General features: G+C 57.1%; 15 protein-coding genes. 6 read left to right on the top strand and 9 right to left on the bottom strand.

The genetic code is table 11. The features are described from left to right. Window positions 1-30: 30 nt before the first annotated feature. The 5 genes from FBZ97_RS32870 to FBZ97_RS32850 form a co-directional block, all read right to left on the bottom strand. Window positions 31-396: a hypothetical protein gene (locus FBZ97_RS32870; RefSeq protein WP_145324272.1), complete on the bottom strand. Its 366-nt coding sequence runs from the start codon at window positions 394-396 to the stop codon at window positions 31-33. 384 nt (window positions 397-780) lie between these two features. After that, window positions 781-2850, bottom strand: a complete 2070-nt coding sequence (locus FBZ97_RS32865; protein WP_145324274.1) for an AIPR family protein — start codon at window positions 2848-2850, stop codon at window positions 781-783. Then, on the bottom strand, window positions 2843-3838 hold the full coding sequence (locus FBZ97_RS32860; RefSeq protein ID WP_145324276.1) for a PD-(D/E)XK motif protein: 996 nt from the start codon (window positions 3836-3838) through the stop codon (window positions 2843-2845). Before FBZ97_RS32860 ends, FBZ97_RS32865 begins: the two co-directional genes overlap by 8 nt. Then, entirely contained in the window at window positions 3835-6579 is a 2745-nt protein-coding gene (locus FBZ97_RS32855) for a Z1 domain-containing protein (RefSeq protein ID WP_145324278.1), read from the bottom strand. The genes FBZ97_RS32860 and FBZ97_RS32855 overlap by 4 nt, the downstream gene beginning before the upstream one ends. A gap of 3 nt (window positions 6580-6582) precedes the next feature. After that, window positions 6583-8073: an ATP-binding protein gene (locus tag FBZ97_RS32850; protein WP_145324280.1), complete on the bottom strand. Its 1491-nt coding sequence runs from the start codon at window positions 8071-8073 to the stop codon at window positions 6583-6585. Between the two features lie 391 nt (window positions 8074-8464). On the opposite strand from FBZ97_RS32850, the gene FBZ97_RS32840 reads away from it, so the two are divergent. From FBZ97_RS32840 to FBZ97_RS32825, 4 genes are read left to right on the top strand one after another with little or no spacing between them, the layout of a single operon-like run. Next, window positions 8465-9979: a DNA cytosine methyltransferase gene (locus tag FBZ97_RS32840; RefSeq protein ID WP_145324282.1), complete on the top strand. Its 1515-nt coding sequence runs from the start codon at window positions 8465-8467 to the stop codon at window positions 9977-9979. After that, on the top strand, window positions 9979-10560 hold the full coding sequence (locus FBZ97_RS32835; protein ID WP_145324284.1) for a hypothetical protein: 582 nt from the start codon (window positions 9979-9981) through the stop codon (window positions 10558-10560). Before FBZ97_RS32840 ends, FBZ97_RS32835 begins: the two co-directional genes overlap by 1 nt. Next, window positions 10550-11032 (top strand): very short patch repair endonuclease, encoded by a 483-nt coding sequence (locus tag FBZ97_RS32830; protein WP_145324286.1) that lies wholly within the window; start codon window positions 10550-10552, stop codon window positions 11030-11032. The genes FBZ97_RS32835 and FBZ97_RS32830 overlap by 11 nt, the downstream gene beginning before the upstream one ends. After that, window positions 11029-11538, top strand: a complete 510-nt coding sequence (locus FBZ97_RS32825) for a hypothetical protein (protein WP_145324288.1) — start codon at window positions 11029-11031, stop codon at window positions 11536-11538. Before FBZ97_RS32830 ends, FBZ97_RS32825 begins: the two co-directional genes overlap by 4 nt. A gap of 72 nt (window positions 11539-11610) precedes the next feature. On the opposite strand, the gene FBZ97_RS32820 is transcribed toward FBZ97_RS32825, so the two are convergent. The 4 genes from FBZ97_RS32820 to FBZ97_RS34935 all read right to left on the bottom strand — a co-directional run bounded on the left by FBZ97_RS32820 (window position 11611) and on the right by FBZ97_RS34935 (window position 14438). Then, window positions 11611-12441: a hypothetical protein gene (locus FBZ97_RS32820; protein WP_145324290.1), complete on the bottom strand. Its 831-nt coding sequence runs from the start codon at window positions 12439-12441 to the stop codon at window positions 11611-11613. Between the two features lie 51 nt (window positions 12442-12492). Continuing rightward, window positions 12493-13260 (bottom strand): hypothetical protein, encoded by a 768-nt coding sequence (locus FBZ97_RS32815; RefSeq protein ID WP_145324292.1) that lies wholly within the window; start codon window positions 13258-13260, stop codon window positions 12493-12495. Window positions 13261-13316: 56 nt separating this feature from the next. Next, entirely contained in the window at window positions 13317-13868 is a 552-nt protein-coding gene (locus FBZ97_RS32810; RefSeq protein WP_145324294.1) for a hypothetical protein, read from the bottom strand. 174 nt (window positions 13869-14042) lie between these two features. Further along, the gene (locus FBZ97_RS34935; protein ID WP_246661931.1) at window positions 14043-14438 is read right to left on the bottom strand and encodes a hypothetical protein; all 396 of its coding nucleotides are present in this window, start codon (window positions 14436-14438) and stop codon (window positions 14043-14045) included. 262 nt (window positions 14439-14700) lie between these two features. Between FBZ97_RS34935 and FBZ97_RS32800 the strand changes: the two genes are divergently transcribed. Together FBZ97_RS32800 and FBZ97_RS32795 are read left to right on the top strand one after the other, a co-directional pair. Then, window positions 14701-16602, top strand: coding sequence for a prolipoprotein diacylglyceryl transferase family protein (locus FBZ97_RS32800; protein ID WP_145324298.1), 1902 nt, complete (start codon window positions 14701-14703; stop codon window positions 16600-16602). After that, window positions 16599-17999 (top strand): LysM peptidoglycan-binding domain-containing protein, encoded by a 1401-nt coding sequence (locus FBZ97_RS32795; protein ID WP_145324300.1) that lies wholly within the window; start codon window positions 16599-16601, stop codon window positions 17997-17999. Before FBZ97_RS32800 ends, FBZ97_RS32795 begins: the two co-directional genes overlap by 4 nt. Window positions 18000-18367: the final 368 nt, after the last annotated feature.

Raw genomic sequence — 18367 nt, 5'->3', positions numbered from 1 at the left:
CATCTGTGAGCATCCCGGAGGGCCGATGGGCTAAATGCCGGCGATGTTATCCCGGCTAGTCTCGGCGGCTAGCCAGTTCAGCAGAGGAGTGATCGCGGGCCGGGGATATGCGCGCTGCATCACCGCAGCCCGGAAGCCATCGGCTACTCTCGTAAAGTCGATGGGCGCGACCAGGCGTCCCAAGGCGATGGCGGCGCGGACCAATATCTCCTCGGACAGTGCCACGCCCTTGCCGGTGGCAGCCGCATCCAGGGCGAAGAAATGATGCACGTGCTCGACGAGCCTGTCGGACTCCACATGCTTTCCCGGGAAATGCTCCCACGCGTCCAACGTATAGACGGCACTTTTCTGGAAGAGACGCGCGGGAGCGAACCAGTGATGCTCATCGCGTTTCATGAGATAGCCGGGAACGCAGACTGGACCATAGAGCGTGTCGCCCGGGCGCGGATAATCCTTGCAGGCGTTGTGACAGCCACCGAACCGCGAGCGTCGTGCTCAGCTCTTCACGAAGGGCTGCGTTTTCGGTCTCAAGCTTTGCGTGCCGACTTCGGCCTGTTCCGCTCGTTTCAGCAGGAACTCGTCGAGCAAGCACTTATGCACGGTCCTCTCATGAGGTGGCTGAAGACGCCGCCACCCAAAATGCCCCACTTACAGGAAAACAAAAGGAAATCTCCTTCCGGCGGCAGGACAGTTGGAATGCCTCGAAACAAGCTTACCAGGCTACCAATAGACCTCTTGGAAGGATACACGCTCGCCTCGGCGGCCGGGATGACTGCCTCCTTATCCTACTTCGCGCTGTGTCTCCTCGAACAGGCCTGCGGCGCGCACTTTGGCGACGCTCTCCAGCCCGTGCCTCGCTTGTTTGATCGATGGACGACGGCTCCAGCCTCCCGCCGCATAATTGGCGAGAGTCATGCAAATGCTGGCGAGCTTGAAATGAAGTACCCCGCTGCGTTGCCCCGCCTCAGCTGTCGCGACCCAGACCGCCGATGGGATGCGCATACATTCCTCAATCCGGTCATAGTCAGCTACCTGGAGAGTTGGTGCTCGCCTTTCCGCCGAAGTGCCGGTGGTCGAGGTGCCGTTGAGCTCCGGTGGGAGCGGATCCGACAGTGTCGGAAGGTGATTGCGGACTTCAGCCCAGCAGTCTTCCTTCTTGAACCATTCGGTCGGATTGTGGCTACCCACACTGGCGCGCAGTGCCTGATCGATCAGCGGTGCCCAGGCGGAGATGAGGGCCTCCATGTCGGCCGATAGCTTTTGTTGGCGCCAGACAATGTCAAAGTCAATGCGGCCGCCTGTACGCTCTCCAAGCGCGGCGATAACATATGCAACGATATTCACGCCATAGGCCGGGAATTTCATCGTTCGGACGAGGCGCTCAGTGGTACGATAAATGATAATGAGTGCAATCAGCCGCCGGAACCAACCGGCGTCCGGAGGCGGAGCTGCTAGCTCCTTGCGGCGCTGCATGAAAGCCTGAAAGTTCTTCTGACCGCCAAAGGCAACACGCCATGGGAAGCCGTCCCACGCGGACAGATAGCGTGCGAGATCGAGCTTGTCGAAACGTCGGGACTTTGGCGTCTGCTCGCGAAAGGCGCGCTGCTCAGTTGTGCGATAAGAAGCTTTTTGCTCAGCGGCAATCCATGATCCTCGCGCGCGCTCGTAGAACCAGCGGCCGCGTCCGTTTTCGAGCCACGCGTTATTCGCCAGCGTCTCCACCTCGCGGTGGAACGGGTCATTGGCCGAAAAGTCAGCCTGCTGCACAGTGTTCTGTCGATTCGCGGCTCGCGAGATCGAGGAGACGATTTGCTCCAGATTCCCCTCGGTGACCCGAATAATCTTGATTGGTACCTCCACCGCGCTGAGTGCGACACTTTCCTTGCGTCGCGCGCGGTGAAGTGACGCGGTGGTCTGTCCCCCGTTGACGATCTGCAGGCCTCGCAAGCCGGTCAGATATACCGCCCCGCCTTCACGCTCGAGCCGGACCTCGTCCGCTGTTGCGACGATGCCGTTATTGAAAGCAAGGAACATTTCCGGCCGCTCGACGAGCGTGCGCCGCAGCTCGGCATTCACCGACTTGCGCCCGGAAAGTCCCAGAAATGCGCGCACATTCAGCTCAAGGAGATGCGTGCCGTACCGATCATAAATACGCGACAGCGTCTCTCCCGGAAGGGCGGCAAGGAACGCCTCGTAGTGTCCCGCTCCGGAAGCAACTGGCAAACAGGCGATCCGATGGCCGGCCAGAGCGACAAGGTCGACATCGATATCGGCTCGGGTCTGGCCTTCTCCGAGAACTCTGTGCAGCCGGACTATATCATAGAGGTCGACCTCCACTGACTTTCCATGGCTGTCGAGGGTCGTCGGCATAGTGCCGCTGGCAATGCCATCGGTCAGTACGACGATCCGGAAGCGATCGATGCGTTCGCCAAGTGCTGCGACACGGCGCGCCAAGTCTCCGGCTTCTGTGTTGGACGGCTCGATGCGATCCGCCAAACCACGAATGCACGCGGCAACATAAGTGCCGGCCCTCTCTGCAGTTTTGAACAGGTCTGAGGTTGGAACCCGGCGCGGCGGCACATCGCCCGAGTAATGGGTGGCAAAGAGCGTCAACTGGCCGGCGTCCTCGTCGATCGCGTATCCACTTATCCGGAACGAGGACCGTCCGACCTTTCCCTCCTGTGGAAGATCGAAGGCAGCCTCGAAGTGACCAACCTCCTCTAGTTCATCGATAACGATACGCGTGAAGAGCGCTTCGGTCGACGGGATGTCTATTGTCGGATCGTCACGCGCATCATCGACCTCGTCCGCCAGTGCTCGGGCAAATTCCGACGTCGCATTCTCACTCATCGGCCGTCCCCCCGAACATGTCCAACACCGTTGCAATATCGACGGCAAAGCCGACCAGGGCACGTACTTCAACCTGATAGGTCGCCTCGGCGATCCCGAGAGGCACATCGCTTCGTAGAAGCCGGGGGAAGCCGTTGCTCACCGTGTAGGCATCTATCCCCGCGCAGGTGACCCGCGGCCCAACTTCGATATCGCCACAGGGTAAAAGTCCGCGACGTAAAAGAGCATTGCGGAAAGCACTCCGCGCCCTCTCGCCGTTTAGCCGCTGTTCGATCCGTGTAGCGATCTCCCCCAGCGTGCTGCCCGCGACCGAGTCCACCAGACGGACGTGCGCAATGTGCAGCGAGGCAAGACCGGAATTGTCCAGCTGATCGAGCGTCGAAATATGTATCTGCCGCGTCGGGCCAAGCGCGGTTTTGATCTCAAGGCCATGACCTGAAAGCACGAAGTCATGCAACCCATCATCGGGGGACTTCCATGCAGCGACTGCTTTAGCATTCACGTCCAGCAGCCGATCGAGAACGAAGAGCTCACCAATCAGCCCAACCATCTCGTTTCTCGAAAGGCCACTCACCTGGTCGCGCAGAAATGCTCGCCATGCAGCGAGCCGGGCAGCGAAAACCGTGACCAATTCGGTTTCGCCTTCATCCTCCCAGCGCAAGACAGAGCGAACGCAGTCGCTGCACATCTCGGCAAAAAGATCACGTCGGGAGGGCTCCTCGAGCGAAAGGACCAGCAGGGGTCCGGCGGGATCCGCAGCCCGGGATAGCCGCAGACCTGCAGTCTCGAAAGAGGCGATGGAATTGCCTGTGCTACCCGGCAACGCGATGAGACAAGGGGCACCATCAGCTTCCCGCAGACCCGCGCGAAGATCGAGCTGCACCGGGCGGGAAAGGCGTCGGCTGCGATACAGTCGGTCACCCGGGGCTACAGCAGCCAGATCGTTCCATTCCCTCAGTAAGGCCGTCGCATCAGGAGTGACGCTCATGGTGCCGCCCGCTGCTGGACGGTATTTTCCAGACGCCATTCGGCCGAGGCTGTCGGCGAGGTTGGGAAACTTACCACTACACCCCAGAGCGGGGTGCCGTCTTCAAGACCAGCGCCTGCGGGGTCGATTGGATAGAGAATGAGCAGACCGCGACGCGGATCCTCACCTCGAACCCTCCTGATCCACGGACCGGCCGGACGGTCAGCGGGCGGCTCGCCCTCCGCAGCCAGCACCTGATTGGTATTTTCCTGGGCGCGGCGATACTGGTCGTCGCTAAGATCGATCGCCTCGTCGAGTGGGCTGAGGATCGACTTGGTGATGAAGCGGGCAGATGTCGAGCGGGCGATCGGTGAGCGACGGACGCTGCGTAGGTCGCGCCCGGCCACCTGAACAGTGGCCCCAACACCAGCGGGTACGAACACGGCCCAGTCGCTCAGTTCGCCCCGGTCAAGTTGCGTGGCGATGTAGGCGGCCATGCGTTTCCCATCGACGTCGCTGCTCTCAGGCGGAAATGCGAGGGCCTCAAGCAGCGCGGCGACGCGGTTGCCACGTACCTTCCGCCAGATGAACCCCGCGGCTGGCGGGCGTCCGCCCGGCCGGGTCGGATCGATCTCCGGCTCTCCCAATTCTTCGAGCATGCCGTTGACTGCTGCTGCGTTCGCAATCGTAGTATCGGTGTCCCGGTATAGCACGGTCTGAATCTTGCCTTCGCCAGCATAAGTAACGGGGCGGAGAACAGCATGTCGCCGTTTGTTCGCCGCCGTCACGTTCATGATACTGTGGTCGGCGATGCTGAGACCGTAGAGTTTGGGTGTGCCCGCGGTTACGCGCATATGTGCGAGCTGCGCCCGCAAGTCTTCGTTGACAGTGGCCAAGTGCCGGAACCATGTCTCCATATCGACGGTAGTGTACAGTCGGCAGAGGTCGGCATAGCCGCGTCGATAACCGAACCAGCGTCCCATCTGCAGTAGACTGTCATACTGACGGGAGACGCGCAGGAAGTAACTTGTCGAAAGGCCTTCAAGGGTCAGCCCACGTGACAGCTTGTCACCACCAATGACAATGACCGAGAGGCTCTGGCCGGCCGCATCCGCGGCATCATAATCGATGCCCGTGCGGCTGCGGCCGTTGGATACCACGACCTGAATGCGATCAGCCTCATCTCCAAGCTGTAGCGCGACCTCGTCCCAGCCGACCCTTCGAAAAGAACGCGCGAAGACAGACGATGCCATCGCCTCAGTGGTCGGTTCAAAGTCTTCGCGCCACAGGCGTTCCAGTTCCGCCATTTCCATCGGATCGGCTGCAGCGATAGAATTGCGGATCGAACGAAGCGCTCCTTCGACCTGAGCATGAACCGGGTCATGAACATCCTGAAAACGTGAAACGTGCACCAGCATAGTTTTGTGAGCATTGGCCTGGCCGCGCGCCGCGCGTGCCGCGCAGCAGATGACGAAGCTGCGAATTGCTTCCGCCAGACTCGGCGGGACGCGCGCCTCGCCCCGGTATATCGGCCGCCACGTCTTATCGTGTGGGTCAGGAATCCAGTTCTCAGCGACTTGGTCGAGGTGACGAATGACCGGCAGTCCCACCGCGTCAGCGTCGTCATCGCGACCGAACACTGCGAGGGGTCCGAAATAATCGTCCGGAGCGGATAGCGACACTATGAAGGAGGAAGGAAACAGGTCGGCGCCATATTCCTCAGCCGCACGCTCGTCATGAATCATGATGTTCGCGAAGGGAGTCGCAGTGTAGCCTACATAGACGCTGCGCCTGAATCCACCCAGCAGTCTGCGGATCTCGCCGTTGATGCGCTTGGGATCATAATCCTCATCGAAGCTGCCGTCAGGTAGAAAACCCTGATCACCCGTGTCAGGTGATGCCTGATCAGCCTCATCATCGATCACCAGCAGTGGCGCGTTGCGCGATTCCTCGGGCAGTCGCGCGATCCATCGATTGAGGTTTTTCAGCACCGCGCCGTTCTTCTTGACGACGAAAACAAACGGTCGATTGGCCGGGGCAAAGTTAGAATTTTGTGCAACAGTTCGGCTGAAGTCGCCATTCAATTGGGAGGTAGTCAGACTATCGACCAACTGTACCGGGCCCGGCAACAATCCGACACCGACCGGCCGACGGCCTCCACTTCCGGCAACGCCGGCGGTATCGAACCCGAGGAAGTCCTGATCGAGACGCAGCTGGGTCTGGCGACGCAGGATATTGTGCATTCCCGCCAGGACGATGATTACGCGATAGCCGGCATCAGCGGCCCGGTTGATCACGCCCGCATAGTGAGCGGTCTTGCCCGACTGAACATTGCCGACTACGAGGCCGCGCCAATTCCACGGCCCCTCCCGAGTTGGATCATCTATCAGTTCAAGCACATCAGCCGTGCTTTCCTCAAGGGACTCGAGCGCGCGGGGTGCCCATCCGCTCTCATTCAGCTTCTGCAGATAACGCGAGAAAAAAGCGCCTGGTCGACGACGCTCGCCGAGATACCATGGTGGCGGCTGCGTTTCACCAAGCAATCGGATCGACGGTCCCTGCGCCACCACGAAAAGGGCCTCAAGGTCTCGCGTTGCTGCCCGAATCTCGTCCTCTGTGAAACTGTGCCCGGTGGTCAGCCCGACGAGCGGGGCCGAAGCGCGCACCACGGCCATGATCTCATCCGTATCCAAAGTGCGGTCGCCGGCTCGTGGACCAAGTGCAACGCGGGCAGTATTCGCAAGCTGTGCGACCGGATCCATCGCTCAATTCTCCCCCAATTTTCGGATGACCGCGGCGCGTAGCGCGGGCTGCGTGATCCCAAGGGAGCGCAGCACCGAGTCGAGTCGGTCTCCGGTATCCGCCATGTTATCCATGCTGCGTACCAGGGTTGCAAGAGGTGCCGCGATTTCAGCAATGTCGGTGACTGTCGGTTGCGCAATCTCTGCGCCACCCTGCTCGGCCACGTCCAGCCAAATACGTTCGACCGGAACGGTAAGCTCAAGGGCAGAGAGTAGTCCTTCGAGCAGCCTCGATTCAGAGCCGAGCGCCTGTACAACAGCAGAAACCGCAGGATGGTCTCGTCGTACTCGATACCGTGGCACAGCTTTGGCACTGCGCGCTTCCCATGGCCATGCTTCCCCGTCAGCGCTGCTCCGGCGGCCTTTGCCACCAGCCCCGGCACCGCGCCAAGCGAAGACCTCGCGAGCGCGACGCCGGCAGTCTGTACCAAGACCCGCTAAGCGCCCCCGAGCCCACGCCGGTGGTCGAGCAACAGATTTTCGGATATCGATGCGCCAAGCCTCATCCATTGAGGGGGGCAGATCTAGTGCGATGCGGGCGAGGCGGCTCGATTCCTCCCGAGTCCAGGCCCGAGCGCCCCCGAGCCCAAGCCAGCCGCCGGCGGAGACGAGACGATCGCCACGGTAAACGTAAAATCCTTGTCGTTCGACCCAGCCGCCCGGCCCCCCGGCGTCTTCCCATTCACGCTCGCTGGTGAATCGGTCTCGGTGAGGGAGAATATAGGGCCGTGCTGTAATAGTGCCGTCAGGACCGCGAATGATATCACGCGGCAATGCCATGGTTGCATCATGCCATCTGCAAAAAGGATCCCAGGCGGCGAGTGGGCGGCCGTTGACACTGATAGCCAGCCGCCGCGCCTCGGCGCTCAAAAAACGGTGAAATGTCATCGCGAGATGCGCGCATATGTTAGAGATCCGCTCATTAAAGGTATCGCGATCAAGGCCCCAGAGGCCACCGAGTCGGTCCATTCGGCTCCAGCTCACCAACGTGCCACTGCCTGATGACCGGAACTCAGTCGCCAACTCACCCGACGGCGATGCATCGGGTGCCGTGGCGGACCATCCTTGGCTAACACGATCGACATCCCAGGTCAGCCGCGCGACCAGGCCTTCGCAGCGCGACGCCACGGTCAGTTCGCGACACTGCGAAAGTGAGGCGGTCTTCAATCCGAGTCCGAATCGGCCGAGGTCACTATTTTTCCGTTCAATGTCCGGTCCGGCACCACCAAAGCGCATTGCCTCAATGAGCTGGTCGAAACTCATTCCGGCACCATCGTCGAGAATTTCAACGAGCGGATTACCATCGCGCCAATCAAGGTGAATGCGGACCTGTCGCGCACCAGCGGCGAGCGAATTGTCGACCAGATCAGCGAGCGCTGTCTCGGGCGAATAGCCAAGACCTCGCAGGGATCTGAGCAGTGCGTGGGGTGATGGCGTGATCTCGACAGTGCGCAACAGACAGCCTCCGGTGGCAGACAGTGGAACGCATTTGCGCCGACTCGCAACAGGTCGGAAATGCGGAGATTACGCAATAAGAACGCGATTTTCGCCCTTCTTCCAGCCAGCTTGGTGAGTTATCAGATCCTGTACAACCGCGTCCTTCGTGATGAAAAGTGGTGCATAGTGGTGCGCTCTGGTGTAGCATGGAGTCGGGGAGTATCACAATGTTGGCAACAGGTAAGACCGTCCGCACTACAGTATTATTGCCAGAAGGCGTGTATCGCCAAGTGCAGGCGTTGGCCGTTACTAATGATGTATCAGCTGCCTGGGTGATTCGGCAGGCAGTTCTACATTATCTTGCCACGAAAGCCGGCCAAGCCGAGCTGCCGTTGGGAAGTGATCGGTCATGAGCATTGATCCGAAAGTTATCCGCCAGAAAATCCAGCGGCTAATCGCTGGCGCGCGCCCTCGTGTGCTGGATCTCTTCTCAGGCTGTGGTGGACTCTCGCTTGGCTTTCAGTCGGCGGGTTTCGAGATCGTTGCAGCGGTCGAGAATGATCCCGACGCGGCCCGCTCGCACGGCCTCAACTTCCATCATGGCGAAGATCGCCATAGTATCCCGCGCGACATCACTGCAACGTCGCCAGCTGCACTTGCCACGGCGCTCGATCTCGGTCCCCCAGCAAGCGCGTTCGATGTGATCGTGGGCGGCCCTCCCTGCCAGGCCTTTGCGCGTGTCGGGCGCTCAAAACTGCGCGAGATCGCCGAACATCCAGAGGCCTTTCGACATGATTCTCGCGCCCGGCTTTATATTGAGTATCTGGCCTACGTAGAAGCTTGCGCACCACTCGCCGTGGTGATCGAAAACGTGCCAGACATGCTTAATCATGGTGGACACAACCTCGCTGCAGAGATCAGTGAGGTCCTAGCGAGCAAGGATTATGTCGTTCGTTATACGCTGCTCAACGCGGCTTTCTACGGCGTGCCACAGATGCGTGAGCGGATGATCCTCATCGCAATCCGCAAGGAACTTGCGGACGATATCGAATTTCCCGCACCGACACACTGGATCGACTTGCCTTCCGGCTATCAGGGTTCGCGCGCTGTGGCGCTCAAACTGGCGACTGGAAGAGATCTGCTCACGGAAGCGAACGGCGGCAGCGCATACAAGGCCGCTCCGGAAGCTGCTGAAACCCTGGCCCCCGCGGTCACCACCCAACAGGCCATAGGGGATCTTCCGGAGATAATGGCGCGAGAACTACTTGCCGAAGGGACGCTACGGCGTGGCACGCGTCGTCTCGACGCCATGCTCCCTTATGATGGGAACAATCAGCAGAACGACTATGTCAAGGAGATGCGAACCTGGTCCGGGTTCGAGGGTAGCTCGCATGTGCGTGACCATGTGATCCGATATCTCCCGCGTGACTATCGTATTTTCGCCGGCCTGAAGCCGGGCGATCAGTATCCGGAGGCCCATCGTTATGCGCTGAGCCTGTTCGAAGCGGAGCTCGAACGACTTCATGCCCAGGGCAACCGTCCGGAATATGGCAGTTCCGAATGGGACGCGTTAAAGGCAGCTTTCGTGCCTCCGTACGATGCCGGGAAGTTTCCGAACAAGTGGCGCAAAATGGAAGCAATCACGCCTGCCCGCACCCTCCTCGCGCATCTCGGCAAGGATGGCTACAGTCATATTCACTACGATAGCCGGCAGGCGCGGCCGATCTCGGTCCGTGAGGCAGCGCGCCTGCAGTCGTTTCCGGATGGCTTCCGCTTTGCCGGAACGATGAATCCGGCATTCCGTCAGATTGGCAACGCGGTTCCTCCGCTGCTCGCGCGCGCGATCGCTCAGACACTGCGCAGTCAGCTTGCCAGAGGAGTTGCAACAGAGGAGCTGCCGTGCGCGGCGGGTGCAGGTCGCTGATGAGCCGACGCGATGAGATTATCGTTGTCAGGTCACTTGCAGAATCGGACCTGGGTCTTTTCTCGGCGCACCGCCTGAGCGCCACCAGCAAGCAGCGCGCGATCGCACTGACGACACCTGTTGCGCGAATGCTCCTGAGCGCGCAGCTATTCGAAAAAGGCGGCGCGGACATAGATTTGATCTGTGTCTATGGCGGTTACGGCAACCGGGAACTGAGGAACATAGGTAAAGTCGGCAAGAATTGGCGGCTGGGCGGCCGCAAGATCACAGCCAACGCCTGCGCCTTTCTCGACAGCAAGGACTTCGTGCTGCTGCGGTCTGTCGCGGGAAATGACGGCGCTCAGCCAATCCTGATGACATTCATAGGCCGTCAACGGGAGCGTCTTCTCCACGCAGGGATCGTTGCGAGCCTTGCCAACGAATTCCGGGACAGCGTGGCTATGGTGTCAGCAGGGTCGGATGCCTTCAACGCGCTCTCAGCTGTCTTCCCTGCCGTGCCTGCCGATCTTGCGATCGGTGCGCCTCTGGTTGAGGACAATGCCGTGGGCCTCGAGCAGGCGGCCGTGAGCGATGGCGGATAGACTTACCCCGGAGCAGCGCCGGCTCAATATGAGCCGCATCCGCGCTAAGAATACAGCGCCAGAATGGACAGTACGCCGGCTTCTGCACAATCGAGGCTTCCGATACCAGCTTCATCGAAGGGATCTGCCGGGCAAGCCGGATTTAGTTTTCCCACGGTTTCGCACGGCGGTCTTCGTGCATGGCTGTTTCTGGCACGGTCATGCCTGCTCGCTGTTTCGTATGCCGGCAACTCGCACGGAGTTTTGGTCAGCTAAGATCGCGGTCAACCGTGAGCGCGATGCCGCTGCGATGGCCTCTCTCCAAGATCTCGGCTGGCGCAGCCTGTGGATTTGGGAATGCGCGCTCAAGGGCCGCGGTCGCCTGCCGGAAAGCCAGCTCGTGGAGCAGGTTACCGACTTCTTGAACAGTGGCGCCATATTCGACGAGATTGGGGAGACCCGTATGTCACCCAAAGCGGAGGAGATTTTATGAACGAACGCCTGCCAGCTCTGTCGGCAGATTCATCTGATGATCTTGCTAGCCTGGCCGACATTGCGCTGCTTCGATTGCGCGGTAGGGTCGCCGCCGAACTTAAGCGGCGTGGGCTTGCGTCGAATGTCGGTCAGGTAGCGGAAAGCCTTGCTATCGCTCTGTACAATGGCACTCCCGGTCGTCCTAATCTGCAGCCTGCGCCGACAGGAACGCAGAATGTCGACGCACTCTCGCGGCGCGGGGATCGGTATTCGATTAAGGGTGTACTTGATGCGCGCAAGACCGGGACCGTCTATCCGGATCGCGATGACCGGGAGAAGCAGCTGTTCGAATATTTGCTTGTTGTGCGCATTGATCCCGATTGGCAACTGCTGGCAGTCTACGAGTTCGATTGGAAAACGTTCTGCGAGGTTCGCAGCTGGGACAGACGGATGAATGCCTGGTATGTGGGGCTTGCAGCAAAGACCCTTGCCCGAGCGACGCTGTTCACGCCCCAGCCGGGCTAGGGCCCTGCCATCAGCCTCCGATATCGACCGTCGACGGTCGTGTGGCCTTTGAGAAGCATGTGCGGCAGGAGTTCAATCCGTGCTGTGAATGTCGCGAAAGCTTGTGATTGCTGCGACGAGATTGGCATGAACCCAGGCGGCCTTCTCGTCACGAGTGAAAAGTCCGTCGAAGTACGTGGCATACACAGCGAAACCGAGATCGATGAGGTCATTGCTCATTCGATCCATGCGCATCACCGCTTGACTGCCTCCCCGGATCCACCAGAGCAGATTGATCACTATGCCCAGCGCATACCGAAAGAGATAGGCACGGCATACGACGGTTTCGTCGAGACCCTCCCATCTGATTTCGTAATGGTCTGCCAAAGTTTCCCAAATCTGCAGCGCCGCGCCGAAGATGGTGAAGAGCATCTTTTCCGTGTACTTGCCCGCCGTCCTGATAATCCGAATCTCCTGGCGATTGAACATCTGCTCCTGCATCTCAGGAAAAGACAGGGCGACGTCCGTCGCGCCTTCTATCAACGAAGGCTGCAGGGTTCGTGCCCAGTCCCATAACCAGTTCAGGTGAGCCGCCGCCAGATCGTTCATTGGTTCGTCAGATCTAACGAGGCGAACAAGTTCGCCGATCTCGCCTTCTGGTCCGTCGAAGACCAGTCTGTTCAGATCCTCAGCGACCGCCGGATCCACGCGCGATATATGGCCCCCCGATCGAAGGAGGATCACCTGCTCAGGATGATCACCGACGACGGAAAGCCCCAGTCTCAACCCTTCCAAGGATTGCTGCTTGTAGAGTTCGTACCATGCGAAATCCGGAAGTATCGCCAGATTGCGGCTGTCTTGTTTCAAGTAACGGCGGAGTTCGTCCGACTGCAGCATATTGCTGTCGATCACGTACGCTTTCATATCCATCCTCGTTGAGTTGGGGCAAATGTGCCGGGTCACGAGTGCTGGAATCTAGCGCTCCCAGCGTGTCTCGGTCGCGAGATACTCCCATATGACAGTCTTCACCGTCACAGCGTCGGACCAGTCTATCGAATAGCGGTAGCGACCGGGCTCGACTGTAATCCAGCCGCCGATCATCGCTTCGTCGTCGAGCAGCTGGACGGTCATGCGACTTCCGACTTCTGGCCAGACAGAAAGCTCCGCGCCCGTACCGGCAGTCTCGAAGGCGTCGCGCTGCTCTCGACTCAACTGCTCCAGCGGTATGAATGCAACGTGATCAGGCGCTTCGAGAAGCGGCTCGCCGATCTCGTGATACGCATGGCCCCGAGCGTTCTTCACAATGACACGCCGTACCTTGTCGGTGTCGGGAAAGAGAGTGAACGGCTGCAGGCTTTCGAACAAAAGAAGCTGTCCATCCGGCCGTCTCTTAAGAGATCGGACTACGTGCCGGTTACTCCGCAGAATGGTCGCCGCTTCGGGATGCTTCATCGGATCAGGATAAAGGCTTCCAGCCATAACCGCGTGAAGCACGCAGAGAAGGTAATTCTCGTCTGGCGAGAAGCTGGAATTGCAGCGCCGACAGACGATAACCTGAGGGAGGTAGTCCATTTCATCCCCCGCGCCGCTGTCATAGTCGGCTCCACGTTCTCGAAGTATCTTCGTCAGCAGCGATTTCGTCGGAACATGGTCGCGATTGCTTTCGATATCGGCAATCGTCGCGCCACAGTGGATGCACCAGGCCTTCAGTCGATCGTCAGTGAAATCTTCAATTTCTCGCACCGGCCGAATCCTTCGCTCTGACGTGTGGTGGATGAGGGCAGGGCGGTGCCCATACCCTATATCTGCGCGAGGCCAAGCCAGTTGCTCCAGGTAGTGCTGACTTTATGCAGAACGGCGCGCAACGATCGGCTGCCGGCCGCGGTCGCCACAATAATCTGCGGCGCGCCGTTAGCGCTGCCTTCGGCAAACAGTGATGCTGCCTCGTGGGTCCACTCGATGACGCGTCCATTCCTTGCGACATGGCGGATATGATTGGCGTTGAGTTCACCATGTTTGATTGCGTCGGCCACCTCTCCGAGAATTTTAACGTCGTCGGGGCGGGGAGATTGATCAGGTGCGAGCGTTCTGGCCGCCAATTCCTTATAAATGGCAAGCTTGCCCAAGCCGTGTAGCGCCGGATGTTGGCGATTAGCCGCAACCTCGGCAAAGTGGTGCAGGAAAATGGTTGCGACCATGCTCCGCCGCAGCGCCTCATAGGCCGCGTTCCGCGCCGCGCCAGCATCATGTCCTGTTTCAAGGGCGGCGGCGAGATCCTCTGCGCCCAAGAATTCCCGGACGGAAGCCAGAATGATGCGTTCCCAATGGTTTACCAATATCAAGCTGCCCACGCCCACCCCCTTCATTGCAATCTTTACACATACCATCTAGCGCATGACTACAGCGAACGGGTCAGCCGCGGGCCGACTCCTTTCGCTTTCACGCGTGCGGTTTCCAACCGGAGGGCTCCTCTCATTTGGGTTCGGGACAACGTCGAATATTGGCCGAGTATGACAGGGCGTATGTCACCGTCTCGATTGATGATGGAACCAGTTCAGTCTGAAAGTTAGTGCACGCCAAAGCAGCGCAGCCGGTTGCTCTTTGGAGCCTCCTAGTTCGGCGTATGTCGGGTCATCAATATCAACGTCCAACTCTACAGCGAAGGGCTGAAAAACTCGTGTCAGAAAAATCGAGCATGTGACCGCCCTCGAGCAAATTCCACGTTCATGGATACCGGTGGTGCCACCGATCACGTTTTTGCGCAGTTTGTCGTGATGGGCAAGCACTTTGAAACTCGCCTTCGCAACGTCGAGGAATGGAAATTCCACACCTTCGAGAAGGCCGATACCGAACAACAGATGCCAGAGGGATTCAGGTCTTGAGGCTTCCCGCCAAACTTCCCCAAGCGGCATGATGTTCATCGTCCGTTCGGCCTTAGCGCGTCAACGGGAGCAAATCGTGTTCCGACCCCGTTGTACTAAGATCACGTCGGCGGCATCGCTTCCTAGGCCGGCTGGCAATTTCCATCAATGACAAAGTATAGATATAAGCACCTTGGCGTGAGCTCTCGGATCCGCGATACGCCGCAATTTCAAAAAGCTAAAATTAGTAATCTAGAGAGAGATTTTGCGCTTAAGTTCCAATTGGTGCGATATGGAATAGTTGCAGTACTAGGATTGACAAATGTTAATATTCGAGTACGTTAAAAAACGGAGACAACTTTCTTATGCAATTTGGGGTAATTCCATGGTTGATGAATTCTTCATCTCGCCAGTTGCATTCCGTGTGTCAAATTTTGGCATCTATTGGTATGGAGTCTCATATTTAGTTTCATTTGTAATAATATTTACTTTACAATATTATTCCTTCGACCGCTTTATGCTTAGAAATATCTCGAATATATCGCGTATATACAAAAGCTTTACAACTTCAACCATAGTTATAATTTCGACCTTTATCGGCGGCAGGTTCTTTGCATTTGCTCATGAGGGCGTATGGTCCGCTGCAACCTCGTTCCTCGAGCGCACAGGGGGGATATCGTCGATAGGCTCGGTAATTGCAGTTGGTACGGCAATGCTGCTTTACTGCCGTCTGAACAAGTTAAATTACTTTACTGAACTTGATAAGATAGCAATAGCCGCACCATTTTGCATCTTCTTCATTCGCGTTGCCAATTTTGTAAACAGCGATTTTCCGGGTACAACGACGGCGTTTTGGTTGGGCGTCCAGGATGCTCATGGCATTCTGAGACATCCAGTCTCTCTATACGAAGCTATCGCCGAAGGCCTACTCCTTGGGTTATTACTGGTCGGTATATCGCGCCGTACCGCACCTACAGCGTCGCCTGGTTTCGTTGCCAAGCTTTTTTTGGCCGGCTACTCTTCAAGCCATTTTTCGTTAAATTTTCTCAGGGAGAGCGGGCCGCCTGGGCACCTAAATACCGTATGGCTGGTTATGGCAGTTTTGGCCGTCGCATCCATTCCATGGCGCCCCTCTCAGCGAGTCGGAAGAAATGCGTTTCAAAATCATCGTGCTGCTCCCAGCGCAAAGCTATGCTCATTTGCCGCTCAGACTTTATTGATCGGTTGGGTAACAGCATTCGCCGTTGGCTGCGGGGACGCTCCCGCTCCTCATCAAGGCGAAATTAACCCCATTTCGATCACAAAAACTAATCCAAGTGCTGAACCTCGGTGCCCATGCGAAAACTCGATAGGTGCCTATTTATCAAATGGATCGGACAGTCAATACAGCGTTACCTTTTCGGTAAATACGAGGGATACGCTTAGCGGGAAAATCCTCGATCCGCAGACGGGAACGATCCCAGTTCCTGCTAAAAGCGGTACGACGCCCGGAACCGCATTCATGGGATGCACGGTATTTGCACCCGCAACAAGTTGCCGGTTCCAATCCGAATATCAAATTGCTGGCTATAGCAAAATTCGGGTAAATACCACCAGTTCGGCTTCAATCTATGGGGCAGTTACATCGCCGTCCTTGGCTTCTTGTGTAAGTTGGTGCACCGACTCGAACAATCCAAATAGCAATTCCTGCCTGCCATTGGGCGTACGCTATTATGTAGGAGTGGCGCCGCTCAAAAAGCTACTCGACGGTTCGACAACTCAAGGCGGCGTAGTAAAGAAGGCGGATATCCTACACACTTATGGAATCGGCGAAGAAAAAGATAACTGCGGTCGCGGAGATGTCTATTCGAAGGGCGACCTTATAACGAACGAAGGCAAAACGGCCGATTGCTCAATCAAAAGCGCCGAGCTTCCGCAGAACATCTACGACAAGTTCGGTATCGCCAGGAACGAGGATGATCCGCTGCAGATGGTAACCGGCCTCCCGAAAACGGTGGAGGCACGGAGGAAGCCAGATATTAGTTTCTTAGGCACCTCGGAAGCCGTTGTCTTCGAGAATATGGAGAAAGCGCCCCAGATCAGCTTCAATAGTGCTGGTGGAGAGAAGCTCACCAAAGAGTATGGGGGTACCGTGTCGTCAAGCGCAAGCGTAGTTGTTCCGGGAATAGGAAAGCAGACCATTATTGCCACTAGCAATGGCTGTATCGCGGTCGATCAACCATGACTACAAAGCTTCTTTCCATCTTCCCGCTTTTGACGATTCCATTTTGGCCGAACCACGTCCTCGCGAATGAGGATAAAGTTAACTGCCATTCGCAGCCTTCTATTTACGCGGATATGCCTTTCGTCAATCCTGCTGCAATCGTTTCGTTCCAGAATTACATTGCCCGTCTCTCGCTCCAATACGGACAGCCTATGGAGATCCCTCCCGATTTCCTCAATGTGGCTCCGACGATAAAAAAATGGGGGTACAGATTGCGGGAGGATAAATCGGGCATCTGCATCGTCGATTTCGTGCAAGTTTTTGATGTTACGGCCGTTATGATCAGACTGCGCGACGAAATAAACCGATTTAAGCAGGACGGTTGCTCTTATTTTTCGGCAAGCGGGGCTTCTTTAGCCTGGCATGGCAAGTTGATTACCTTTTCCGCAGCGCTCGATGGAAAACAACGAGCATGCGGCGATTGGCCGTGGGGCGGCGGATGGACAACTGATATTGGCGATATATCAGGTAACGTTTCAGGTACATTCAGCTTCCGAACTGAGCGAACAGCCGAGCCGGGACGATATAACGGGAGACTTCTCGCGAACGATCCAACTGTACAATGGAATGTGGATCTCCAGAGCATTTTTGGAATCGATACAGGAACATTGGTGGGCAAGTTATTGGTCGGTGTTGCGCGATTAATCAACTCGCCGATCATGATTGCTGTCAATCCGACCGCTGCACCATTTTGGGCGTCCCTCAACCAATTCGACGATAGATACCGTTTTTCCGGCAATAGCATCATTGCAGCGAATTACCTCTTGCAAGACGATGGCAAGGTTTCATCAAAAAAATACACCGACTTTATGCAAGTGGTTCGGAAGTTTGCTTGGTCGATTCAACCATCCTTTTTTCTGAACGATGACCTGACGAATTTCGATGATGATGGTAGCTCTAGCTTGGATGTCGTTTTCTCAGCTCAGCTCAAGCCGAGCTGGTCGCCCGATACAATATGGGCAGATGCCAACACCGAAATAAAGCTCATCAATTCGTTCTCTGAGCAGCGCCAAATGCACACCGTTGCCAAAGGCGAAACGCTTTGGAAAATTGCGACGGCTGCATATGGGAACGGATTCTATTACAATCTGTTGGACGTGGATCAAAAGAACAAAATCGAACCTGGACAGACAATATCGCTGCCACCATTGAATCAAATGGCCCCCGTCCCAGACAAGTATATCGTTTCACCGGGCGACACAGCTACACAACTGTGCAGCGCCTGGCTTCCCGGCCAAGCTTTAAAATGCATTGAAGAGTTTAAACAAGCTAATCCCGGAATCGAGTTAAATCGTCTCTACGTCCTCCAGCGTCTCAATTATCCCCCGTCAGCAGCCGCGCGCTTTACACTTCAATAGGAAGGGTCAGAACTATATCCAATAAGGAGCGCGATGCAGCTCATCAGACCACGTTGCAGACCACAGGGTGGGATTTACTGGTGATATGGGACTGCGAGAGAAAAAACCAAACCGAGTTTAAAGAGCGGCTTGCCACGTTCCTCGCATAGTCTTCACTGATCCCAGGTCCCATAAAGGGGCCACTGTAGGCTAGTAGTTTCGAAGATCCCCAGTTTCTATAAACTTAATACTTTTCTCTGAAGATCAACCTAAGGCAGATGCTTATTACGCTTGCCGATAAGCATCAAGCCGTCGAAGAATACGTTCATGTGCAGCCTCGCTGAGTAAATCCCGCTCCTTCAGCCAATCATCATTGTAGATCGTATCAA

This window comes from Rhizobium sp. ERR 942 (assembly GCF_007828395.1).
GTDB lineage: Bacteria > Pseudomonadota > Alphaproteobacteria > Rhizobiales > Rhizobiaceae > Rhizobium > Rhizobium dioscoreae.
The sequence above is the reverse complement of the archived record's forward strand: the minus strand, read 5'-3'. Positions and strand labels throughout refer to the sequence as shown.

Bases quoted from the DNA above. Each gene is read 5' to 3' on its own strand.
- FBZ97_RS32870 (WP_145324272.1), bottom strand. From the start codon at position 396: ATGAAACGCGATGAGCATCACTGGTTCGCTCCCGCGCGTCTCTTCCAG.
- FBZ97_RS32865 (WP_145324274.1), bottom strand. From the start codon at position 2,850: ATGAGTGAGAATGCGACGTCGGAATTTGCCCGAGCACTGGCGGACGAG.
- FBZ97_RS32860 (WP_145324276.1), bottom strand. From the start codon at position 3,838: ATGAGCGTCACTCCTGATGCGACGGCCTTACTGAGGGAATGGAACGAT.
- FBZ97_RS32855 (WP_145324278.1), bottom strand. From the start codon at position 6,579: ATGGATCCGGTCGCACAGCTTGCGAATACTGCCCGCGTTGCACTTGGT.
- FBZ97_RS32840 (WP_145324282.1), top strand. From the start codon at position 8,465: ATGAGCATTGATCCGAAAGTTATCCGCCAGAAAATCCAGCGGCTAATC.
- FBZ97_RS32835 (WP_145324284.1), top strand. From the start codon at position 9,979: ATGAGCCGACGCGATGAGATTATCGTTGTCAGGTCACTTGCAGAATCG.
- FBZ97_RS32830 (WP_145324286.1), top strand. From the start codon at position 10,550: ATGGCGGATAGACTTACCCCGGAGCAGCGCCGGCTCAATATGAGCCGC.
- FBZ97_RS32825 (WP_145324288.1), top strand. From the start codon at position 11,029: ATGAACGAACGCCTGCCAGCTCTGTCGGCAGATTCATCTGATGATCTT.
- FBZ97_RS32820 (WP_145324290.1), bottom strand. From the start codon at position 12,441: ATGAAAGCGTACGTGATCGACAGCAATATGCTGCAGTCGGACGAACTC.
- FBZ97_RS34935 (WP_246661931.1), bottom strand. From the start codon at position 14,438: ATGAACATCATGCCGCTTGGGGAAGTTTGGCGGGAAGCCTCAAGACCT.
- FBZ97_RS32800 (WP_145324298.1), top strand. From the start codon at position 14,701: ATGTTAATATTCGAGTACGTTAAAAAACGGAGACAACTTTCTTATGCA.
- FBZ97_RS32795 (WP_145324300.1), top strand. From the start codon at position 16,599: ATGACTACAAAGCTTCTTTCCATCTTCCCGCTTTTGACGATTCCATTT.